The organism is Sinomonas soli (assembly GCF_054782415.1).
Genome location: NZ_BAAGSN010000006.1, coordinates 87,543 through 106,844, shown reverse-complemented (window position 1 = coordinate 106,844; position 19,302 = coordinate 87,543). Strand labels below are relative to the sequence as shown.

The 19,302-nt window shown below is 68.9% G+C and carries 23 protein-coding genes; 8 read left to right on the top strand and 15 right to left on the bottom strand.

Translation table 11 applies throughout. The annotated features are described in order from the left end of the window. Window positions 1–9: 9 nt before the first annotated feature. Genes ACYVKZ_RS06125 through ACYVKZ_RS06115 form a run of 3 tightly spaced genes read right to left on the bottom strand, consistent with a single transcriptional unit; the run spans window position 10 to window position 3,089 of the window. Complete coding sequence (locus ACYVKZ_RS06125; RefSeq protein WP_460991180.1) at window positions 10–1,176, bottom strand: cytochrome P450; 1,167 nt, start codon at window positions 1,174–1,176, stop codon at window positions 10–12. Further along, a complete protein-coding gene (locus ACYVKZ_RS06120; RefSeq protein ID WP_460991179.1) occupies window positions 1,173–2,255 on the bottom strand; it encodes a hypothetical protein in 1,083 nt (360 codons plus the stop codon). The genes ACYVKZ_RS06125 and ACYVKZ_RS06120 overlap by 4 nt, the downstream gene beginning before the upstream one ends. A gap of 9 nt (window positions 2,256–2,264) precedes the next feature. Continuing rightward, entirely contained in the window at window positions 2,265–3,089 is an 825-nt protein-coding gene (locus tag ACYVKZ_RS06115) for a slipin family protein (protein WP_460991178.1), read from the bottom strand. A 201-nt stretch (window positions 3,090–3,290) separates the two neighbouring features. Between ACYVKZ_RS06115 and ACYVKZ_RS06110 the strand changes: the two genes are divergently transcribed. From ACYVKZ_RS06110 to ACYVKZ_RS06090, 5 genes are all read left to right on the top strand, one after another. Next, a complete protein-coding gene (locus ACYVKZ_RS06110; protein ID WP_460991177.1) occupies window positions 3,291–3,431 on the top strand; it encodes a hypothetical protein in 141 nt (46 codons plus the stop codon). Between the two features lie 90 nt (window positions 3,432–3,521). Beyond that, window positions 3,522–3,947 (top strand): hypothetical protein, encoded by a 426-nt coding sequence (locus ACYVKZ_RS06105; protein ID WP_460991176.1) that lies wholly within the window; start codon window positions 3,522–3,524, stop codon window positions 3,945–3,947. A 47-nt stretch (window positions 3,948–3,994) separates the two neighbouring features. Then, window positions 3,995–4,963, top strand: a complete 969-nt coding sequence (locus ACYVKZ_RS06100; RefSeq protein WP_460991175.1) for a magnesium transporter CorA family protein — start codon at window positions 3,995–3,997, stop codon at window positions 4,961–4,963. 2 nt (window positions 4,964–4,965) lie between these two features. Beyond that, window positions 4,966–5,625 (top strand): cyclodeaminase/cyclohydrolase family protein, encoded by a 660-nt coding sequence (locus ACYVKZ_RS06095; RefSeq protein ID WP_460991174.1) that lies wholly within the window; start codon window positions 4,966–4,968, stop codon window positions 5,623–5,625. A 66-nt stretch (window positions 5,626–5,691) separates the two neighbouring features. After that, the gene (locus ACYVKZ_RS06090; RefSeq protein ID WP_460991173.1) at window positions 5,692–6,090 is read left to right on the top strand and encodes a nuclear transport factor 2 family protein; all 399 of its coding nucleotides are present in this window, start codon (window positions 5,692–5,694) and stop codon (window positions 6,088–6,090) included. Window positions 6,091–6,152: 62 nt separating this feature from the next. Here the strand turns inward: ACYVKZ_RS06090 and ACYVKZ_RS06085 are convergent, their stop codons facing one another. The 5 genes from ACYVKZ_RS06085 to ACYVKZ_RS06065 form a co-directional block, all read right to left on the bottom strand. Further along, a complete protein-coding gene (locus ACYVKZ_RS06085; protein WP_460991172.1) occupies window positions 6,153–6,629 on the bottom strand; it encodes a hypothetical protein in 477 nt (158 codons plus the stop codon). A gap of 478 nt (window positions 6,630–7,107) precedes the next feature. Then, complete coding sequence (locus ACYVKZ_RS06080; RefSeq protein WP_460991171.1) at window positions 7,108–7,749, bottom strand: hypothetical protein; 642 nt, start codon at window positions 7,747–7,749, stop codon at window positions 7,108–7,110. Between the two features lie 145 nt (window positions 7,750–7,894). Beyond that, window positions 7,895–8,350, bottom strand: coding sequence for a hypothetical protein (locus tag ACYVKZ_RS06075; RefSeq protein ID WP_460991170.1), 456 nt, complete (start codon window positions 8,348–8,350; stop codon window positions 7,895–7,897). Between the two features lie 328 nt (window positions 8,351–8,678). Then, window positions 8,679–9,137: a hypothetical protein gene (locus ACYVKZ_RS06070; protein ID WP_460991169.1), complete on the bottom strand. Its 459-nt coding sequence runs from the start codon at window positions 9,135–9,137 to the stop codon at window positions 8,679–8,681. Window positions 9,138–9,912: 775 nt separating this feature from the next. Further along, a complete protein-coding gene (locus tag ACYVKZ_RS06065; RefSeq protein WP_460991168.1) occupies window positions 9,913–10,236 on the bottom strand; it encodes an EthD family reductase in 324 nt (107 codons plus the stop codon). Window positions 10,237–10,450: 214 nt separating this feature from the next. Here ACYVKZ_RS06065 and ACYVKZ_RS06060 point away from each other — a divergent pair, with 214 nt between their 5' ends. After that, window positions 10,451–10,657: a DUF4177 domain-containing protein gene (locus ACYVKZ_RS06060; protein ID WP_460991167.1), complete on the top strand. Its 207-nt coding sequence runs from the start codon at window positions 10,451–10,453 to the stop codon at window positions 10,655–10,657. A gap of 421 nt (window positions 10,658–11,078) precedes the next feature. Further along, complete coding sequence (locus ACYVKZ_RS06055; RefSeq protein ID WP_460991166.1) at window positions 11,079–11,393, top strand: OmpA/MotB family protein; 315 nt, start codon at window positions 11,079–11,081, stop codon at window positions 11,391–11,393. A 6-nt stretch (window positions 11,394–11,399) separates the two neighbouring features. Here ACYVKZ_RS06055 and ACYVKZ_RS06050 read toward each other — a convergent pair whose 3' ends face one another. From ACYVKZ_RS06050 to ACYVKZ_RS06040, 3 genes are all read right to left on the bottom strand, one after another. After that, complete coding sequence (locus ACYVKZ_RS06050) at window positions 11,400–12,299, bottom strand: nucleotidyl transferase AbiEii/AbiGii toxin family protein (RefSeq protein WP_460991165.1); 900 nt, start codon at window positions 12,297–12,299, stop codon at window positions 11,400–11,402. After that, window positions 12,296–12,886, bottom strand: coding sequence for a type IV toxin-antitoxin system AbiEi family antitoxin domain-containing protein (locus ACYVKZ_RS06045; protein ID WP_460991164.1), 591 nt, complete (start codon window positions 12,884–12,886; stop codon window positions 12,296–12,298). The genes ACYVKZ_RS06050 and ACYVKZ_RS06045 overlap by 4 nt, the downstream gene beginning before the upstream one ends. Before the next feature lie 498 nt (window positions 12,887–13,384). Beyond that, window positions 13,385–14,254, bottom strand: a complete 870-nt coding sequence (locus tag ACYVKZ_RS06040) for a DUF4429 domain-containing protein (RefSeq protein ID WP_460991163.1) — start codon at window positions 14,252–14,254, stop codon at window positions 13,385–13,387. 260 nt (window positions 14,255–14,514) lie between these two features. Between ACYVKZ_RS06040 and ACYVKZ_RS06035 the strand changes: the two genes are divergently transcribed. After that, on the top strand, window positions 14,515–15,207 hold the full coding sequence (locus ACYVKZ_RS06035) for a DUF6308 family protein (RefSeq protein ID WP_460991162.1): 693 nt from the start codon (window positions 14,515–14,517) through the stop codon (window positions 15,205–15,207). Between the two features lie 274 nt (window positions 15,208–15,481). Here ACYVKZ_RS06035 and ACYVKZ_RS06030 read toward each other — a convergent pair whose 3' ends face one another. The 4 genes from ACYVKZ_RS06030 to ACYVKZ_RS06015 all read right to left on the bottom strand — a co-directional run bounded on the left by ACYVKZ_RS06030 (window position 15,482) and on the right by ACYVKZ_RS06015 (window position 19,227). Next, window positions 15,482–16,210, bottom strand: a complete 729-nt coding sequence (locus ACYVKZ_RS06030; protein ID WP_460991161.1) for a hypothetical protein — start codon at window positions 16,208–16,210, stop codon at window positions 15,482–15,484. A gap of 153 nt (window positions 16,211–16,363) precedes the next feature. After that, entirely contained in the window at window positions 16,364–17,371 is a 1,008-nt protein-coding gene (locus tag ACYVKZ_RS06025; RefSeq protein ID WP_460991160.1) for a DNA methyltransferase, read from the bottom strand. 238 nt (window positions 17,372–17,609) lie between these two features. Next, window positions 17,610–18,434 (bottom strand): alpha/beta fold hydrolase, encoded by an 825-nt coding sequence (locus tag ACYVKZ_RS06020; RefSeq protein ID WP_460991159.1) that lies wholly within the window; start codon window positions 18,432–18,434, stop codon window positions 17,610–17,612. A gap of 163 nt (window positions 18,435–18,597) precedes the next feature. Beyond that, a complete protein-coding gene (locus ACYVKZ_RS06015) occupies window positions 18,598–19,227 on the bottom strand; it encodes a helix-turn-helix domain-containing protein (protein ID WP_460991158.1) in 630 nt (209 codons plus the stop codon). Window positions 19,228–19,302 lie beyond the last annotated feature (75 nt).

The window sequence follows — 19,302 nt, the reverse complement described above, 5'->3', positions numbered from 1 at the left end:
CCCGGGGCGTCAGGCCGGCAGCCACTGCACCGGCAGCTGCCGGGGCCCGAAGATGATCGTGCTGTCGATGCGCTCCAGGGGCGCGCCCGGCGCGAGGGACAGGCCCGGCAGGCGTGCCAGGAGGGCGGAGAGGGCGACGCGGGCCTCGAGCCGGGCCAGGGGCGCCCCGAGGCAGAAGTGGATGCCCTGCCCGAAGGCGAGGTGCCGGTTCGGGTGCCGGTCGGGGGTGAAGGCGTCCGGGTCCGGGAACTGCCGGCCGTCGCGGTTCGCCGAGCCGATCCAGGCCGCGAGCCGGGACCCGGCAGGGATTGCGGTGCCGCCCACCACGGTGTCCTGGGTGGTGACCCGGAACATGGACTGGACCGGCGACCGGAAGCGGAGCACCTCCTCGATCGCCGAGGGCAGGGCTCCGCTCTCGGCGCGGAGCCGGTCGATCGTTCCCGGCCACTCCGCGAAGGTCAGCACGGCGTTGCCGAGGAGGTTGGTGGTCGTCTCGTTGCCGGCCACGAGCAGCAGGGCGCAGAAGCCCAACAGCTCCATCACGCTCAGGTGCTCCCCGTCGACCTGCGCGGCGAGCAGCCGGCTGATGAGGTCCTCTCCCGGATCGCGCCGCCGTCGTTCGATCATGGCGAAGAAGTACTCGGCCATCTCCTGCTGCGCCGCCGTCCGGCCGGGGCTGTCCTCGTAGTCCCGGACCTGGCTCACCACGGTGTCCGACCACCGCTTGAAGCGGTCGCGGTCCTCGGCGGGGATGCCCATGAGCTCCGCGATGACGATCACGGGCAGCGGATAGGCGAAGTCGTCGATGAGGTCCATGGAGCCCGTGGCGGCCACCCGGTCGAGGAGCTCCTCGACGATCTCGGAGATCCGCGGTTCCAGGGCGGCCACCGCCCGCGGTGTGAACGCCTCGGAGACCAAGGACCTGAGCTGGCGGTGCCTCGGGGGGTCCGTGCTGATGAGGCTCGAGGCGAAGAGGTGGTCCTGGTCCGGCTCTCGGCCTCCCCGCATCCTGGAGGAGAAGACGGTGTGCTCGGAGAGCGCCCGCTGGACGTCGTCGTACCGGAAGAGGTGCCAGACCCCCTGCGCGGCGTCGAACAGCACGGGGGAGTCCTCCCGGAGCTCCCGGTAGAGCGGGAAGGGGTCGAAGCGTGCCGGCAGTTCGGACACGAGGCTCATGGTTCCTCCAGGGCGTCGGGGCGACGGTGCACGAGGAGCGCAGCGATCGCGAGCGTTTCGAGGGCGGTCCAGACGAGGATTCCGGCCCAGATCTCCGGGGAGAAGCTCAGCCGGCCGTCCGCGGAGGCCACCGCCGCGAAGTAGGGGCCCCAGAAGAGCGGGGGCGCGAGGGCCGCGGCGGCGCGCAGGCGGACGGGCCGGTCCGGACCTGGCCTCAGGACGAGCCACGCGAGGCCTACCAGGGCCGCACCCGCGGCCGCCGCGAGGACAAGCCGCGCGTCGCGGAACGCGACCATGGCCTGCAGGGCCGCCGACGGCACGAAGGTCAGCAGCGCCGGCACGACGGCCGGGAGACGCCACCGGGACGCCGCCAGCAGGAGGGGGACGAAGAGCGCGGCCGTTGAGACGAGGAACGAGCCCAGGGCCACGATGGTGCTCGCCGACGTTGCCGCCAGGATCGGCCTGACCCCGCCGACCGGCTGCCCGTAGGTCTGGACGAGCCCGTGGCGCGCGAAGACCGCGAACTCCTGGAGGATGAAGATGGCGACCATGCCGCACAGGGCGGCGCTGACGAGGGCAGTGGTGAGCCGGGCCGGCGTCGTCCGTCCGGGCGGCGCGGCGGTGGCGGCAGCAAACGGTGCGCCCAGGATGAGGAAGCCGCCCGTGGCCAGCCCGAGATGGGAGGGGCTGAAGAGCGCCTTGATGTCCTGCTCGATGCCGAACACCGAATGCCACACGAGATCCGCCACCCCGGAGACGAGGAAGAGGACGACGCCGACGACGGCCCCTCCGTAGCCGGCGGGGACGGCGTCCATCCACCGGGTCCCCCGCCGGTGGCGGCGCCACACGAGGAAGCCGATCCACACGGCGTTCGCTGCGAAGCCCGAATACAGGACCGCGTGCCACGGCGTGAAGAACGTCTCGAGGTGCGCGAGATTGTTGTGGGCCCAGCCGTCGATGTAGGTCCCGGTCAGGAGCCACAGCCCGGCCACGAGGGACAGGGTGTCCTCGGCCGCCGTCGTGGCCCGGCGCGCCGGGACTGGGGCGCCGGGGAGAGCGGGGGCCGACGTGATGTCCATCAGCACGCCTCACGCGGCCTTGACGGGGGACTTCACGTCTCCGGGCGCCGCGGTCGACGCGGCCTGGTTCTCCCGGGCGATGAAGGCCGACAGCTCTCCGATCATGCTCATCAGCGGGGCAGGGAAGACCACCGTGGTGTTCTTGTCGACCCCGATCTCCACCAGACTCTGGAGATTGCGCAGCTGCAGGGCGAGCGGGTGGGCCATCATCGTGTCCGAGGCCTGGCCCAGGGCTGTGGCTGAGATCGCCTCCCCCTCCGCGGCGATGATCTTGGCCCTCTTCTCCCGTTCGGCCTCGGCCTGCCGCGCCATGGCCCGCTTCATGCTCTCGGGCAGCTGGATGTCCTTCAGCTCCACGAGGGTGACCTCGACCCCCCAAGCGGTGGTCAGGACATCGAGGATCTGGCGGATGTCGGCGTTGATGCGGCCGGTCTCTGAAAGCGTCTGGTCCAGCGTGTGCTGCCCCACCACCTTGCGGAGGGTGGTCTGGGCGATCTGGTCGATGGCGGCGGCGACGTTCTCGATGGCGACGACGGACTTCACGGCGTCCACCACCCGGTAGTAGGCGACCGCCGAGACGTCGACGCTGACGTTGTCCTGGGTGATGATGCCCTGCGACTGGATCGGCATGGTCACGATCCTCAGGCTCACCAGGGGCAGGCGGTCGACGACCGGGATGATGAACCGGAGCCCGGGCAGCCGCACCCCGACGACCCTGCCGAGCCGGAACAGGACCCCCTGTTCGTACTGCCGGACGATCCGGACCGACATCCTCGCCGCGACGAGGACCACCACGATGACGATGATGAGGACGGTCAGGGAGACGGCGTCCATCGCGATCCCTCCTTGGAACGCGGACCGCAGGAGGTTCCCCGTCGGGCAGCGCAACGGTCCTGCGTCCATCTTCCCCGCGGCCGGCTGGAAGGGTTAGGGGCGGACGGCCCTCCAGCACGCGGGACACCGGACCGGCGCCTGCACACCGCTACGGCGCGCCGACGCCGGCCTCCGCCGCGCACGGCTTACATATGGAGGGATATGAATGCTCTCCGCCTCCTTGCCTCCGCGGCGTCCGTCGCCGCCCTCCTGACCGCGGCCACCGCCTGTTCCGCCGCCTCCATCGGGACCGCCATCGACGCCGGCGGCCACGCCGCCCCGCCGTCGGCCCAGCCGCCGTAGGCCGCCGGCCAGGGGCAGATCAAGGAGGTCCACTCGCCCTCCCAGGTCGCCCTCGACGAGCAGCTGGCGCCCGGCCGCTGCCGGGCGCGGGTGGTCGATGCGGCTGCGGGGAAGTACCTGCCCGACCCGGCCTGCACCCCGGGCGCCGTGGACCCGGCGGTCACCCAGGCCACGATCGACTCGACCATCTGCAAGGCGGGCTACACCGCTGCCGTCAGGCCGTCGTCGGCGGCCACCGCGAAGGTGAAGGCCGAGAGCCTGCGGGAGTACGGCGAGAGCGCGTCCGCCACGACGGAGTACGACCACCTGGTCAGCCTCGAGCTCGGGGGCTCGAACTCCGTCTCCAACCTCTGGCCCGAACCCAACAGGGCCGGCGCCGCCGGCACGACCAACCCCAAGGACGCCGTGGAGAACACGCTGCACCGAGCCGTCTGCGCGCACACGGTCCGGCTCGCGGCCGCCCAGACCGCCATTGCGCACGACTGGACCACGGCCCTCCACGTCCTCGGCCTCTGACCCCCGGACCCAGCTGGCCCCAAGGTCGGCCTGACTAGGATTGCGGAATGGTTCGTACCCGGCTGTACCGCGACGGCAAGGTCGAGCGCGAGGACCTCGCACTCGAGGAGATCGAAGGGCTCCTCGGCGAGGAGGGCGCGACCGTCTGGATCGACTACGAGTCGCCCAGCGATGACGACCTCGGCGCCATGGAGACGATCCTCGGACTCCACCGCCTCGCCGTCGAGGACGCACTCCATGACCACCAGCGTCCCAAGCTCGACCGCTACCGCACGCACCTGTTCCTGGCCGCCTACGAGGCCTCGCTCGCGCCCGAGGGCAGTGACCTGGCCGTGAACGAGGTCAAGGCGTTCATCACCCGGCGCGCCCTCGTGACCGTGCACGGGCCGGACTTCTCTCCCGAGCGGCTCACGGAGCGGTGGGACCGGGAAACCGACGTCGCGGGCCACGGGGTGGCCTTCCTGCTCTGGGGGCTCATCGACCTGCTCGTCGACGGCCACTTCGACGTCGTCCAGGACCTCGACGAGCGCATCGAGGACCTCGAGGACGCGCTCTTCGACGACCATTCCTCGGATCACGACCTGCAGCGACGCTCGTTCGAGCTCCGCAAGGCCCTCGTGCGGCTCCGCAGGGTCGTCCTCCCGATGCGCGAGGTCCTCAACACCGTCCTGCGCAGGGACCTCGAGATCGCAGACCCGGCAATGCAGCCGTTCTTCCAGGATGTCTACGACCACGTCCTGCGGGCGTCCGACTGGACCGAGTCGCTGCGGGACATGGTCAGCAGCATCCTCGAGACCCACATCAGCATCCAGGGCAACCGGATGAACCTCGTCATGAAGAAGCTCACGAGCTGGGCCGCGATCATCGCCGTGCCCACCGCCGTCACCGGGTTCTTCGGGCAGAATGTGCCCTTCCTCGGATTCCAGAGCACCCTCGGGCTCGTCCTGTCGCTGAGCATGATCGTCGGCGGCGGCGTCGGGCTGTATGTCCTCTTCCGCCGCAAGGAATGGATCTGATCGTGGACGAACGCCAGAATGCCACCACCCGCTCCTCCACCGTCGAGGCCTGGACCGACGCCCTCGCGCAGTCCACCGGCTCCCCCGGCGGCGGCGCGGGAACCGGCGTCATGCTCGCGGTGGCGGCCTCCCTGGCATCCATGGTTGCCGGCTACACCGAAGCGGACGGGCCGCACCGCGCTGAAGTGGACGGCCTGCGGGAGAGGGCGCAGTCCCTCCGTGGGACCGCGCTCCGGCTGGCAGACGAGGATGCCGCGGCCTCGCGCGCCTTCGGTGCTGCCTTCCGCATGGAGCCGGGTTCCCAGCGGGACGAGGCCATCCACCGGGCGTGCGTCGACGCCGCCCAGGCGTCCGCCGTCCTCGGCGAGCACGCCGTCGGGGCGATCGACGACCTCGCGTGGCTGGCGGCCAACGGCAACCGCGCCCTCATCGCCGACGTCGTGGTCGCCTTCGGTGCGCTCCGGGCCGCCGTGGCCGGTGCCCGCACGAATGTCAGCTTCGATCTGGCATCGCTGCGGTCGGCCGGGAAGAGCCTCGAGGAGGTCCGGGACCTGCACCCGGATCTGTGGGAGAGCGTCGAACAGCTCGAGCGCGCGATCGCCCGCATCGACAGCCTGACCGCCGACGTCGATGGGCGCGCGGCCCCCACGGGCACCGTCTGACCGTCCGCGGAGCACTCCCTGGCCGCGCCGTTGCCGCGCTGACGGCCGCGGACGTACCGTGACGGAGTGACCGATCTGGAGGACTTCCTCACCTGGGTCAGGACCACCCTGCGTGACGCGGAGGTGGCCCTGCACAACGGCGACGCCGGCCCCCGCCGGGCCATCTGGGCCAGCGATGAGCCCGTCAGCATCCTGGGCGCATGGCGGAACGCGTACGGACACCGCGAGCTCGAGGAGGTGTTCGGCTTCCTCGAGCAGAGCTTCTCGGACTGCACCGCCTACGAATTCGAGCTCCAGGTGTACGACGTGGTGGGAGATGCGGCCTACACAGTGGGGCTGGAGCACACCTCAGTGTCGGTCGATGGAGAGCCGCGCACCTACTCGCTGCGCGCGACCCAGGTCTACCGGCGCGAGGGCGGAGTCTGGAAGGTCGCCCACCGCCACGCGGACACCGTGACGGACTAGCGCTCTCCGAGGAGAACCGCAGGGCCTGGTGGCGCGTGGGGCAGCAACGCCCCGCCGGTGGATCAGGAGGCTGGCGCGACGGGGCCGTCCGCGCCGGGGAGGGGGAGGGGCTCCCCATGCACCGTGACGATCTTGCCGGTCCGCTCGGCAAGGAGTTCGAGGAGCTCGACCGGGGCGGAGGCACTGGCCAGCGCTGCGCTGCGCGCGACGTCGTCGGGGACGTGCTCAGCAGCGAGCACCACCCGGTGGGCCACCGGCAGGCGGTTGCGTTCCGTCGTCCAGAGGTCGAGCGCCCGGGCGAGCTGGTCGGCGTCGGCGTCGCCAGCCTGCACCTCCACGATGAGACGCGTCCCGTCCGTCGGGTCGAAGAGGATGACGGCGAACTGCTCGGGCCCGCTGCGGGGGACGGTGCGTTCGAAGCGGGGCATGCCGTCGGTGAGGTCGAGGAGGACCGGGCTTTCTTCGATGCGGGCGGCGAGCCACGCGGCGTCGAGGCCGAGTGCGTGGAGGGCCGAGCTGCGGTGCTGGGGCGTGCTCACGCCCGGATCCTATGTGCGCAGGGAGGACGCGCGCGGGAGCCGGGGCCGGTGCGCGGTGAACAGAGAGCCCACAACCGGCTGCGGCGTTTCACTGGGAGAGGTGCCGGGTAGAGGTGGGGTTGAGCTTCCTCTCCAGATCAAGGATCCTCATCGCGGACTGGTAATCCGCACCCCGGTGGAGGGGCCCTGGCAGCTGGGGCCCCTCCATTTCTGGGCCGGGGGGGTGTCGGGGGCACCCGACCCGGCTACTGCGGGACGGCGGGCCTTTCGAGCTCGGTGCGATCGCGGGGGAAGCCCTGTCGCGGGCGGGTCCGCTCTGGTAGAAACGGTGGCAGCGTGCGACGTCCGACCCCTGCTGTGTCGATCGCGTGCGTGCGCGGGGGGCGTCCGACTGGCGCCCGGTCCATCAGGGCCATTGGCCGGTCGGGCGCCTTCTGGGCGCGCAGGGCACGGCCGTCGCGGCAGGCACCGGTTGCCCTCAGCCGGCCTTCTCGTTGGCGAGGTCGATGATCCACTTCGGGGTCGCGACGCGCAGCCGCTTGTCCAGGGTGACCCGGGCCTTCGCTGCGGCGATCTGGACACGGTGGTCGCGGCTGCTGGAGGACCGGCGCCGCACCGGGGCGGTGCCGTCGGACGTGGGGGCCGGCGCCTTCTCCGTCATGCTCGTCGTCACTCCCTTCGATGCCCGTGCGGCCATCTCGCCTTCCCCGTCATTGTCCGGGCCGCCGGTGGGGCCGTCCACCACCCGGGCTCCGGCAGCGACGACGCCGAGCGCCGACTCCGCCTCGAAGACCTCGAGGGGGTCGGCCGTGGCGACCTTGAGGAGCTCGAGCTCCTCCTCGGTGGCCAGCTTGCTGCTGCCGAGCACCTCGATGGCCTTCTGGCCCATTTCCGCCTGGTCAGGGTCGGTTGAAAGGGAGGAGTCAATGGCCCACTGCGCCCGTCGCCACCACTCGGCCTGATTGTCGGCCCGGCTCCGCTCCTTGAGGGTCTGCCACGCGATCCACGCCGCAATGATGGCCGCGAGCAGGGGAGCATAGGGCGCCAGCGTCTGCCACCACGGGGCGGGGTCCATGTGGACTATCACGTCGAACGGACTCGGGCTGGGGGTCGGCGGCACGCTCACAGCCTAGCGATCCGTCGCCTTGACCTCGGCGAGCGCTCCCGGCAGGTCCGCGCGAACCGGATCGCCTCGCGATCCTCGGGATGGAGCGCGGGCCGCGGTCTGCTGGGCACGGCGGCTTCGCCGGGGCCCTTGCCGCGGATCAGACGGACGCGGCGAGTTCATAGGCGTACGGCGGGGATGCCCTCGGTGGGTCGAGCGGGGTCAGCACGGCGTGGGCACGGCTGCCGCTGCGATAGATCGTGGACCACGAGAACGTCCTGCTGTCCCGGCCCTTCTGCTCGGCCGTCCAGCCGGTGAGGACGGCGCTCCGCGTGAAATAGTCAGAGACCGCCTGGGGCGCCAGCGCGCTCGTGAAGTCGACTGTGCAGCGGCCGCCGCCGCGCGGGTCGTCGAGCGCCGGGGTGCACTTCTGCGCGGTCCTGGTCGAGCCCGGGGGCAGCTGGACGAAGAAGAGGTCGGTGGCCAGGTTGTAGAGCTCGTGCTGTGCGACGGCGGACGAGGCCGGGGACGCCGTGCTGATCCGGCCCGCACCGCCGGGCGCCGCCTGGAGGCCGGCCGCCGTGGTGCAGCCCGTGAGAACGATCGCTACGGTCATAGCCAGCGTTGCTGAGCCGCAGCCCCTGTTCATCCTCCGGATGACCCCCATGGCGGGAGCATATTCCTCCCCCCTCCCGGCGTGAAGGAGAAGCAGCAGCGCCGGCTGGCAAGGGGTATGCCCGGCTGCCCGAGACCGAGCGAGATGACGGGCACGAATACCCTTCTGTGGGGTGCCGCGCGATGCAGTCCAAGGCAGCTGCCGAGGCCATGGAGTATGACGGCGTGCTGGCGGACACGATGGTGATCCTCGTCGAGGAGTAGCCGCTGCTGATTCCGGGAGGCCGGGTGGTGGAGGCCCAGCCCGGCCCGACGACCACTGACGCCCTTCAGGAACCGGTGAGGAAAGAGACCTTGGTGATCGACTGCCGGTAGGCCTGGATTACATCGTCAAGGGGCACGTTCCCGAGCGACAGCGAGAGCTGCAGTCCCTCCAACTCTCCAAGGCACGCCTCTGCCGCGCTGACCTGGGAGGCGACGTTGGCCGAGTTGGCCAGGTTGGTCGCTACAGCGGCGGCGACCGAGAGCAGGACCGCGGCCAGGCAGAGGACACGCCAGACAATGGAGTCGTCGGGAAGCGCGAACAGGTTCTTCACCGCATCGGTGAACCTGCTTCCGCCGGCCGCGGGACCAACCGTGAAGGCTGCGGCCAGGGAACTGCCGACAATGCTGATATTGGTCAGCCGGCTCCGTCGCGGACGCGCACGGCGGAGGAAATCCCGGATCGTTCCGCGCCGCTCCTCAATCCGGGCAGACAGCTCACCGCGTGCGCCGGCATCCTCGTCCATGTCCAACCTCCATGGTGAGTGGTTGTCGAGGATCGCTCCCAGTGTGTCAGCGGCGAAGTGCAATGTATACGGGACATCGGCGTCCGGGCTGATTCCGAGCAGATGGGCTGCGGCCGCGCCGGTGAGCCCCTTTGGAGACGAGGTCGCGAATCTCCAGTTCCCGCCCGGTCAATGCTCCGCACGCGGCGGAGTTTCCTGGACGGTCCCCGAAGCCCCGTGAAAGGACCGCGTCGAGCAGCCTCAGCACCGGTTGGATGCGCCGCGCGACGTCCATCTGGTGGTCGGTGAAGTCGACTCAGGCCCGGTTCACCGCCCACCCGCGGATACTGAACCTCGAGGGCCTCGCGACCAAGAAGGCAGGCTGACGGTTCGACCCGAGCGGCTCCAGGCCCTCCTTGAGGCGCGGGTGCGGTAGAGCTGCCGGTCCGTGACGAGGTCGATGAGCCGCCGCGGCTGCCAGACCCCGGCGCCGCCGTCCCCGACGTAGCTGCGTACCACGCCACGTTCTCGCCGGGGAAGAGCTCGAACAGCAGCTCGCTGGCTGCGCCCAGGTATTCGCCTCTGCCGCCGAGCCCCGAGAGCTCTCCCGCCAGCTTCGCCTCTGGCTCCATCGCGCGCCTCCTCGGATTCTCGCTGGATGATCGGACGCGCATGAGGCCAGAAATAGGGCCGAATGCGCACCAGGGCGCACCGTCCCGACAGAGCACCCGGGCCAGGCGACGCGGGGGACGCCGGGGAGGCCGGGCCAAGCCGTCAGGGTAGGGAGAGGCCAGGATCAGTCGGTCCGAGGAGCGCTCCCTTCCGCGACTGAGTAGTCGAGCAGGACTGCACCGCCAGTGGCGTAGTTAGGCACATCAGCGCCGACCGCTTGTCCTTCTGGCGAGGCCATCGCCTGGCGGAAGGCGTCGATATCGGCGAAGTCGCCCTCGAACACTGCGAAGTACGGTGCCCCGTCCGGGCCCGGGGAGATGTCGAGGGAGTACCTGTAGCCGAGGATGCCTGGGATCTTGGCAATGAGCGGCAGATGGGTCGACTCGTAGTAGTCGGCGAAGGCCTGCCGGTCTGCCGGCTCGGGGTAGAGGACGAGCAGCTTGTGCATGCGAGTGCCTTCCGTGCGTTGTTCCGGCTTCGGGATGTCCGAGCGCGGCCCCCGGCAGTCCCCGTAGGACCATGGTCCCGCCGCACGCTGGGAAGGTGAATACGCGGTTGTGCGTATGCCGTGCGCAGCCGCATCGCGCTTCTGATGGCGGTCTTCTCGGTGGGGACTGGGCAGCCTCCAACGGGCTGGCAAAGCAGCGGAAGGGGACCGTGTCATGCAGTACGTCGTCTTGCAGGTGATCCTGAAGGAGAAGCTCTGGGGGACCGGGTCGGCGAACCTGACCCAGCTCGAGAAGGCCGTCAACAACCAGGCCGCCAAGGGCTACCGGCTCCACATCATCACCACTGCCAGCAGCGGCAGCAAGGGCTTCGGCGGCGGTGACCGCATCCAGGCGACGATGGTGTTCGAGAGCCTCGCCTAGCCGGCAGGGGCGGGCCGTTGAACGCAAAGAACCCCTCTCCGATCCGCGTTTCCGCGAGCCAAAGAGGGGCTGTCGAGCCTCCTAGCAGGATCGAACTGCTGACCTTCTCATAACAGCTCGACGATTGACTAGGTTGGACTCTGATGGACGAAACCGCTTCTGAACTGGGGAAACTGCTCCTGAGTAGTCGGAGCCAGTGTACTCCGGTGGACTCAGTTTCCCTCAAAGTCGGACCATAAATCGGACCCTAACTGCCGCCCGCCGTACAAGCCCAGTAGCTCCAAGTGAGGTCGTTAGCCGGCGGGCTTCAGCTCAATGTAATGACGTTCCTCATGGGCCATCGGCTCGCAGACGTTCTTCATGCCCGACCGGGCCGAGCTCACCCCCAAGGACCACCGCCGTCCTCGACGCCCTCGGGCCCGTGGTCGCCAAGTCCGGCCTCGAGGTCGCCATCGAAGGGCACGCCGCGCACGGGGCCACCGCGTACGCGTCCACGTGGGAGCTCTCCGGGGACCGGGCCATCCGGGTCCTGCGCCGCCTCGTCGACAACGCCGGCGTCGACCGGGGCAAGATCGGCGCGGTCGCCTACCGCTCGGCCCGGAGGGTGAACGACGACTCCACCGAGGCGCTCATGGAGCAGAACCGGCGCGTGGACATCGTGGTCCTCTCCGACCAGCCCGAGCAGGTGAGGGCGCTCATCCCCGACGCCCTGAAGGCGATGGCCGCCGGGAAATAGGCCGGGTCAGGACCAGCGGGCGGCATCTGGGTCCCAGGAGTGCCCGTCCCTGGCCTCCCCGGTGAAGATGGGATCGGCAAAGGCGAGCACCTGGGCTACCTGGTCGTCGATGTCGGCGTGGCAGAGGTCCTCCACCCGTTGGTTCTTTCGCCATTTGGCCCACTTGGCTTGGGCAGTGACCCCGTTCGCTTGGACATAGTCCCCGTAGCCGGCGAGCAACGGACGGAGGGCTCGGACCTCGGCTTCCCGGTGCGATGCGACCCGGTGCACAGCCTCAGACAGCTGCCCGGCATCGAACGGGTACGTCGTGGAGAGCGCTCCCACGTCGAGCAGGTCCCTCCACCTGGTGCTGGTCGTGCCGCGCTGGAGCATCGTCACTGTCTTCTCGGCGATCACCGTCGTGAGCGGGTGCCCCTGGACGGCGATCGTGCCGCCGAGAAGCGACGGCAGTTCGACCCGCTCGGGCGCTGGCCAGATGGGATCGCCCGTGCTGACGTCGAGCTTGATGACGATCTCGCCCCGATGGATCTTTGCAGGAAGGGTTGCGCGGAGGCCCGTGTACTCGTCATCGTCTCGGATCTGCTCGATCTTCGGGTCGTCCTGGCTGAACGCGATTCCATCCTCTGCATCGACGGCGACGACAGTCGTCACCACCTCCGTGAGGTGATCGACGTCCAGCTGGAAGTCCAAGGCCTGCATGTCTATGTCTCGGGTCGGGCGACGCAGCGCGTGCGCGGAGAGCAGTACGCCGCCTTTGAGGCAGAAGTCATCGGCGTAGTCGGTCATCCCGAGCCGGGCCAGGAATCGCTCGAGCCCGTACAGGGTGAGCAACTCATCGGTAGGCCGGCGGCGTTTCCTCGCCAGAGTGATGATCTGGCTGTAGACCTTCTCGGCTGTTCCGGTCACAGCAGGACCTCCAAGGCGCGTTGCAGGGGTGCTTTGGCCCGGGGGAGGGCCGAGGCGAGTTCAAGGAGCTTCGCCGGCTGGGAACCGCGGCGGCGGAGCCAGTTCCGCAAGGCCTCGATTCCGGTCTCGTAGCCGACCGCGCCGCGCAGCCGGAACGCGTCCACGATGGAGCGCTCAGCCGAGTAGAGGCCGACCCTCACCCCTCTGCTGCCCTCGATGGAGACCATCGACCGACCGAGGTCGAAGGTGGCCCTGTCGAACAGGTGCCAGTCGATAGGGCCGGCGAGGTGCGGTGGATTGGTACCGCGGGGGAGGGCTAGGTCGATGCTGGACGGGATCTCGTCGATGAGTTCGTGTCGGGCGAGCGCGCTGACGAGACAGAGGGTGGACATGGGTGCTCTGCGGGCGGCCTCCACGAGATCCAGATCGAAGTCGATCTCGTCGCCGGCCACGAACAGGCCGGGTCCGACTTTCTCGAGCACGCCTTCCTCGACGAGCCGATACAGCGTGGACTTGGAGACACCCCCGCGGTCGGCCTCGTGGAGGCTGAATGCGCCTCGCGGCAGGCGCTGCCGGGCAGTCTTCATGGGAAGATTCTATGACAGATAAGGCTATCTGTCATGAAATCTTCCCAAACGGGAGTGAGGCACCACTTGGGAAGAAAGTACGACAGATAAGGTTATCTGTCATGAAATCTTCCCAAATGGGAGTGTGCCACTCGCCTCACTGAATGGACCGACCGGCGGTGAGGGGCCGGTCCGTGTCCGCACACATGGGGGTCCATACGCACAACCATGCCCTCCGGCGGGTCCCAGGACTGAGACCAAGGCCCCGACATCCGGCCGTAGGACTTTCGCCCGCCCACCACCTTCGCCCGCGAGCACTCCCGCGTCCTCGAGGGGTCCTTCGAGACGTTCGCCCGCCATGGGGACCCAGCTGGCGGCTGACGCTGTTATTCATGACGTCGTCCTGCCGTCAGGCCAGGCAGTGCAGCTCGTCGGTGTCGGCAGCAAGGTCCTGGGAGGGGCAGACGGCATCCAAGGGGCCACACGTGTGCGGACCCGCCCCTGCCGGGATTCCCTGGGTCAGAGGCGCTTGAGGAGCTCCGCCTTCTTGTCCTCGAACTCCTCGGCGGTCAGCACTCCGGCGTCCTTCAGACTGCCCAACTGGGCCAGCTGGTCGAGCACCGATGGAGAAGGGGCAGCCGGCGCGGCGGGCGCGGCGGGGGCGGCAGCGGCGTGGCTGTGCCGGGCGACCACAGCGGCCTCGACGGCGTCGCGGAACGCGGTGAAGGCCGGCTCCTGGATTCGGGTGAACACCATCGAGTTCTCGTCGCCGGCCGCATCGCTGGTCTGGGAGCCGAACTGGCTTCGCCGCTCGACTCCGCCCGGAAGGGTGAACTGGATGAACCCGTTGATGAGGGCGCCTGCAGGCTTGAGCTGGACGGCGGAGACCGCCGCGAGCGGGACACGCTTTACGCCCTTGCCGACCGTCAGCCGCCCGAGGAACCCGGTGTGCTGGATGGTGAGGAAGTGCCCGTCGAACGCGACGTACCCGCCCACTCCGACGGCCACGGCGGCGTCCGCGGAGATGCCGTACTTCTCCCGGAAGGCGCCGTCGGCCTCGACGGACTCGGCGATCTGCTCGACGCTCTCGAGCGCGCCCTTGGGCAGGGCATCGGCGAGCCTTTGGAGGTTCTTCGGCACGTTGCTGCCCTGGCCGTCCATCGTCCAGACGATGACCGTGGCCTGCCCGTCGGTCGTCACGGTCCCGGTGAAGGTCGCGGCGAAGGTGTTCGTCCGCAGCGAGAACGGCGACTCGACGACGATGGCCTCCGGGCCCGGGGTGCTCGCCTTGAACTTCAGCCCCTTGGCTGCGCCCAGGATGTGGGCGGTCGCCGTCACGGCATCGGCGAGGAGGGTCCATTGGATCTGGGGGTGCTTGGTCAGTGCCACAGTCCCGACTTTAGGCGGGGCGGTCAGGGGCCCGGGGGAGCGGCGCACTGGACACGCGCACGCGGTGCCCGGCCACGACCAGTTTCAGATTCTTCGAGCAGGGGAATGCCGGCCGCGCCGACTGAGCGCCGCTCGGCCTCCGCGTCCGCGACGGCCCCGCGTGCAGTGTGCGCCAGCGTGTGCCGCCGCGCGCGCTGCCCGCCCCGCTCGCTCGCGCGCCGCTCGCGCGCGCACGCCCGGGGTGCCGGTAGCTTGAGCGCATGACAGAGCTGAGCGTCGGCGGCCTGACCGTCGAGGATACCCAGGCCAAGGCGTGGGCGACCGAGTACCTCCTGGACACACGCTCGGCCTCGAGCTACCCGGCCTACGACGCCTACGAGGGATCCGGCGACCGCCCGGACCTCGGCGAGGCCGACCTGCTCGCCCCCGCCCTGCTGAACGTTGCACAGAAGCCGGTGAAGACCTACTACTCCCTCCAGACCCTCGCCCCAATCCTCAACGTGGGTCTCGCGCTTGTCCCGGTCGGGGTGCCGCTGGATCAGGCTGACGACTCCGTGCTGGAGGCCGTGGCGGCCCTGTTCGGGGTGCTGGACGAGGACCCGGCCCCTGCCTACGTGGGGATGACGAAGCTGGCCAAGGTCCTCGCCCGGAAGCGGCCCGGCCTGATCCCGGTGTACGACGAGGCCATCGGTCACGCCTACTCCGGCTGCCCCGGCGCCCCGGTCCCGTGGGACAAGTCCCGCCCCTGGTCCGGGTACGCCGCCGCGTGGCTGCGCGCGATGCGCGCCGACCTGGTCGCCCACCACAGCGTCTGGACCGAGCTTGCAGCGATCGCCCCGGGACCGGAGATCACGCCGCTGCGCGCCCTGGACATCGTCGCCTGGCGCGCCGGCCAGGCCGCCCTGCCCCCGCGGAGGAAGGGCCGCCGCGCGGCAGCTGTCGACCCGCTCTGACCCGCTGAGGGCCGTCGTCGGCCACTGTTCCCGGGCCACCGCACAGGTTGGCGCGAGCTCCCCTGGGCTGATGACGGCGGGTACGAAGCGCGCGACGCTGAACGGCGGATCGTGGCCTGTGGGCGTCTCTTCTCAGGGTAGGGTCGAGCTCCGGAACGGGTCGATGGGGGCGGGTGCGGCTAGCGTCGGCATGGGTGACGTGTGCGCGGAGCCCGCGGCCCTCACTGAACGGGACCCAGGCGCGGGTAGGTGCGAACCACTGGCGCCTGTACGGCTACGTGGCTGGGTACACCATCACGCGGAATGTCAGGTAGCCCGCGCCGGCCTCCAGGCCGTTCACCATGTGTGCGGGGAAATTGCCGTCCAGAGTGCGGTCGCCGAGTGTGACTGTCTGGCCGTCGGCGAATCCGTCATCGGGGATCTGGAACCCGTCCTTGGGACCCTGGACTGAGATGAACCTTAGAGAGTTCTTGATGTACTGGACCTTGATGGGGGCCTTGGATTTCAAGGTCGCGCTGTCCCACACACTCTTCACGTTTTGGCCCTCGAACGTCACGAACAAGCCGGCTCTACCGTCGTCGCTGTACTTGAAGGCCTTCTGCGCGGTGAGGCCTACGACGGCGTTGTTGGGCAGGTTGTCGGCCACGTCGTTGTCGACGATTGCGCCGACCTCGACGGTGTCGCCGGGATTCACTGTCAGGTCGTCCGTGAAGGTGTTGTTCGGCTGATCCGCCAACTTCACCCGTACGAAGTTGCGTTCGTCGCCGTAGGCGGGGTTGTCAGTGATCGAGTTCAAAGCGATGTATGGGGCGGGACTCTTGACGGTGAAGGTCGCACGCTCCGGGCCCCATCCGAATACCTGCGAACCTGGCGGGCTTGGTGCCCCGGCCTTGATCCCACCGAAGACGTTCGTGATGTTCGTGTAGGCCTCGGGGACGTCCTTCGCGAGGCTCAGCCAGGTGTCAATTCCGGCTCCGGCGGCCGTCAGGGCGACGGCACTCACGCTGATCTTGCCCCAAGCCGTACCCAAGAACCGCCTGATTCGGCCCGGACTGCTGTTTCCCACCGTTGCCCCCCCAATCCGCAGGGCGTGCTGCCCGCTGGGAGCATCTTGGACTGGGGCGCCCTACGGGGGCAAGACCTCCCCCGAATAGCGTCAAGCGGCCGAGGTGGGCGCTTCCTCTGAAATGAGGCGGTACTCAGCGTGCAGCTTGGCGAGGCGGGGCACGATGAAGGACTCGACAGTGTCCTGGCTGAGCTCTACGCCCACCCAGGCGCGGCCGGTGCGCTCAGCGACGGCGAGGGTGGTGCCGGACCCGGCGAACGGGTCCAGGACGAGGTCGCCGGGGTCGGTCGCGGCGAGGATGAACCGCTCGAGCAGCCCCTCCGGCTTGGACGTGTCGAACCCGCGGGAACCGCCGAAGATCACGACGCCCTCGGCGTGGGCGTCCTCATTGGTCGGCGCCCCGTTGACCCGGAACGACTGCAGATTGGTCAGGACCTTCCCGTGGGACTCCTGCGACAGGTAGGAGGGGCGCAGCAGCGGCTTCGGGGCGATGATCGCACCCGGCGTCTGGGCCATCTTGTCCAGCGCGGCCTGCTGGTAGCGGAACGGGCCCGTCATCTGGAACGCGTTCGCGTTGGTGCCCTCGGTGATCTCGATGTCGTCGAGGAGCTCGGAGGCGATGGTGCGGGTGTCCATGCGACCGGCGGGAAGGACCTGGTCCTCGAAACCGAACGTGACCGACCCGGCAGGGAAGGTCAGGATGGCTTCCTTGGAGGAGCCGTTGTGGAAGGGGATTCGCTTGCCGGCCTGGGTGGCCGAGTGCACGAGCGGGGCCATCCGGGCCCGGTCCTTGGCGTAGACGAGGATGTGGTCGGTGACGTCGGCTAGGTGCGCGTGCAGGAACGATGCCCGGTTCTTCTTCTCCCACACGATGGTGCCGACGTAGTTGTGGTCGCTAAAGATGTCGTCGAGGAGGCACCGGACCCGGTGGATGTGCCGGTCGTCGAGGTGGACCCACACGGACCCGTTTGGCCGGAGGGCCGCGTGCACGCCCTCGAGAGTGTCCCGGAGCATGGTCAGCCAGCTGGCCAGGGGTGACGAGTCGGAGTACTCGCCGAACTTCTTCCCGGTGTTGTATGGCGGGTCGAGATATGCCATCCGGGCGGACTCGTTGAGGCTGGGGTCCTTGAGGACGAGCTCCGCCTTGCCAATGAATATCCGGTTCGAACTCTCTTCGCCCGGTCGGCCGCTGCGCACAAGACCACATTAGACATGTCCAAACCTGTCGTCGAATCAGGAGCGTGGCGATACCTGCCCTCGGCCCTCACCGGTGGAGTGCATGGGAGAGCGAAACGTGGAGGTCAGCTTGCCGCGGCCCACCGCCAGGCCCGGGGCCTTAAGCAGTGGTCAAAACCTTCTGCGCGAAGGCCACCAAGGCCTGGTTAACGATGTGAGGTTCCTCAGCCTGTGGGTAGTGTCCTGCGCCCTGCACGAGTAGCTGCCCGGTTTCGGGAAGGCGGTCGACGATCCAAGCTGCCTCTGCCGCCGCATCCGAGAGATACATGTCGGCCGTGCCTGCAACTACGAGGGCGGGGCACTCCAGATAGGGGAGGCGTCCGGAGGCTGACGCGTGGCTGGCCCGGGCCATGGCGGTCAGCGCGCGGGCGTGGCCCGGGCGACGCAGATCAGCGAGGATGGCAGCTCTGTGCGCCTCGAAATCGGCGGGCCTGCGTCCGGGATACCGCGAGCTTAGGCGGGCCCGCCAGGCCCAAGGCGCCCACGGCCCGGAAAGTGCGGCCCTCTGGGCCCAGCCGATGAGCGGCCGCAGGGGTGCCTGGTGAATGAGCGGGCTGATGAGCACCACGCCCGCGACGAGGTCGGGACGCTCGAATGCGGCCCAGACGGCAGCCGCAGCGCCCGTCGAGTTCCCGACCAGCAGCGCCGGGCCGTCAAGCTCCGTGGCTATGGCAAGCGCGTCGCCCCCGATCAGGGCATCGTCGTATCGGGTGAAGCTGGCGTCGCTGTCGCCGTGGCCGCGCAGGTCCATCGCCGCTGCTCGGAATCCGGCCTCAGCAAGAGCACTGGTGTTGTACCGGTAGCTGCTGCGGAGTTCGCCCATGCCGGGTATCAACACGACGAGTGGACCTTCGCCGAGCACCTCGAAGGCGATTCGGCCCTCGTCCCTCCGCAGTTTCCGGGGGCCGACTTCAAGAGCGGACATAAGGACTCCTTGCAAGCGAAATGGCCTAGAATCCCAAGGCTAGGCCGGAGCGAAGGCTCGTGGGGCTGGTGTCCGGTCTACGATCTGACCGCGCCGGGAAGAGGCACTCCCCCCTTCGGAATCTTTGCCGCTGAAGGCAAAGAGTCCGAAGGGCGGGCGGTTGTCAGGCGGCGGCATCGCCAGTGCAGCGGGTGAGGGCCCGTGAAACGCTGGTCTTCGAAATTCCCAAGAGTTCAGCGATCCGCCGTTGTGAATGGCCTTGATGGGCCAGCTTCACAACTGACAATGCGTCGACCGGTCCCCGTGGAGGTCGTTGCCTGATGGCGGGTTTCTCCATCGCGCCTCCTTCAGGAGGGTGAATTCTGGCATCCAGGCCGATCGCGTCGCCTACCTGCACTGCCCTGATTTCAACGAAGGTCAGGGGCACGGCCAGGCCTAGGAGGCCAACGAGCCTCCGGTAGCGTTTCGACGCGGACTCGGCGACGACTACCGGAATGTGCTTTATCCCGGGGTTTGTCCGCCGCTCGTAGTCCCAGTATTCGAGTGTGCGGAAGAGGTGGGATTCGTCGAGGGCTCCCAATTGCAGCTCCACGGTGTAGCGGACTCCGCTCTCCGCCTGGGACAGGAGGAGGTCGAGGCGTCCGCCTCCCTTCTGGTGTCGCTCGACGGCCACGACGACCACAGGGCCGAGGCGGAGGACTGAGGGGTCTTCAATGATTCTTTCCTGGAGCCAACGTTCGTTGAACTGGGGGTGGGTTTTGAGATTGAGGTTCTTCAAAGAGCGGTATTGCACGGCGTTGACTGTAGACCACTTTTGCCGCGGCACAAAATCGCTGAATTTCAGTTTCAGAAATTGCGGAGTTTCTGA

What these genes read in the sequence shown, in the direction of transcription:
- ACYVKZ_RS06120 (WP_460991179.1), bottom strand. Translation starts at nt 2,255, where the DNA reads ATGGACATCACGTCGGCCCCCGCTCTCCCCGGCGCCCCAGTCCCGGCG.
- ACYVKZ_RS06125 (WP_460991180.1), bottom strand. Translation starts at nt 1,176, where the DNA reads ATGAGCCTCGTGTCCGAACTGCCGGCACGCTTCGACCCCTTCCCGCTC.
- ACYVKZ_RS06025 (WP_460991160.1), bottom strand. Translation starts at nt 17,371, where the DNA reads ATGGCATATCTCGACCCGCCATACAACACCGGGAAGAAGTTCGGCGAG.
- ACYVKZ_RS06065 (WP_460991168.1), bottom strand. Translation starts at nt 10,236, where the DNA reads ATGCACAAGCTGCTCGTCCTCTACCCCGAGCCGGCAGACCGGCAGGCC.
- ACYVKZ_RS06075 (WP_460991170.1), bottom strand. Translation starts at nt 8,350, where the DNA reads ATGACCGTAGCGATCGTTCTCACGGGCTGCACCACGGCGGCCGGCCTC.
- ACYVKZ_RS06070 (WP_460991169.1), bottom strand. Translation starts at nt 9,137, where the DNA reads ATGGACGAGGATGCCGGCGCACGCGGTGAGCTGTCTGCCCGGATTGAG.
- ACYVKZ_RS06115 (WP_460991178.1), bottom strand. Translation starts at nt 3,089, where the DNA reads ATGGACGCCGTCTCCCTGACCGTCCTCATCATCGTCATCGTGGTGGTC.
- ACYVKZ_RS06035 (WP_460991162.1), top strand. Translation starts at nt 14,515, where the DNA reads ATGACAGAGCTGAGCGTCGGCGGCCTGACCGTCGAGGATACCCAGGCC.
- ACYVKZ_RS06110 (WP_460991177.1), top strand. Translation starts at nt 3,291, where the DNA reads ATGAATGCTCTCCGCCTCCTTGCCTCCGCGGCGTCCGTCGCCGCCCTC.
- ACYVKZ_RS06100 (WP_460991175.1), top strand. Translation starts at nt 3,995, where the DNA reads ATGGTTCGTACCCGGCTGTACCGCGACGGCAAGGTCGAGCGCGAGGAC.
- ACYVKZ_RS06045 (WP_460991164.1), bottom strand. Translation starts at nt 12,886, where the DNA reads ATGAAGACTGCCCGGCAGCGCCTGCCGCGAGGCGCATTCAGCCTCCAC.
- ACYVKZ_RS06020 (WP_460991159.1), bottom strand. Translation starts at nt 18,434, where the DNA reads ATGTCCGCTCTTGAAGTCGGCCCCCGGAAACTGCGGAGGGACGAGGGC.
- ACYVKZ_RS06060 (WP_460991167.1), top strand. Translation starts at nt 10,451, where the DNA reads ATGCAGTACGTCGTCTTGCAGGTGATCCTGAAGGAGAAGCTCTGGGGG.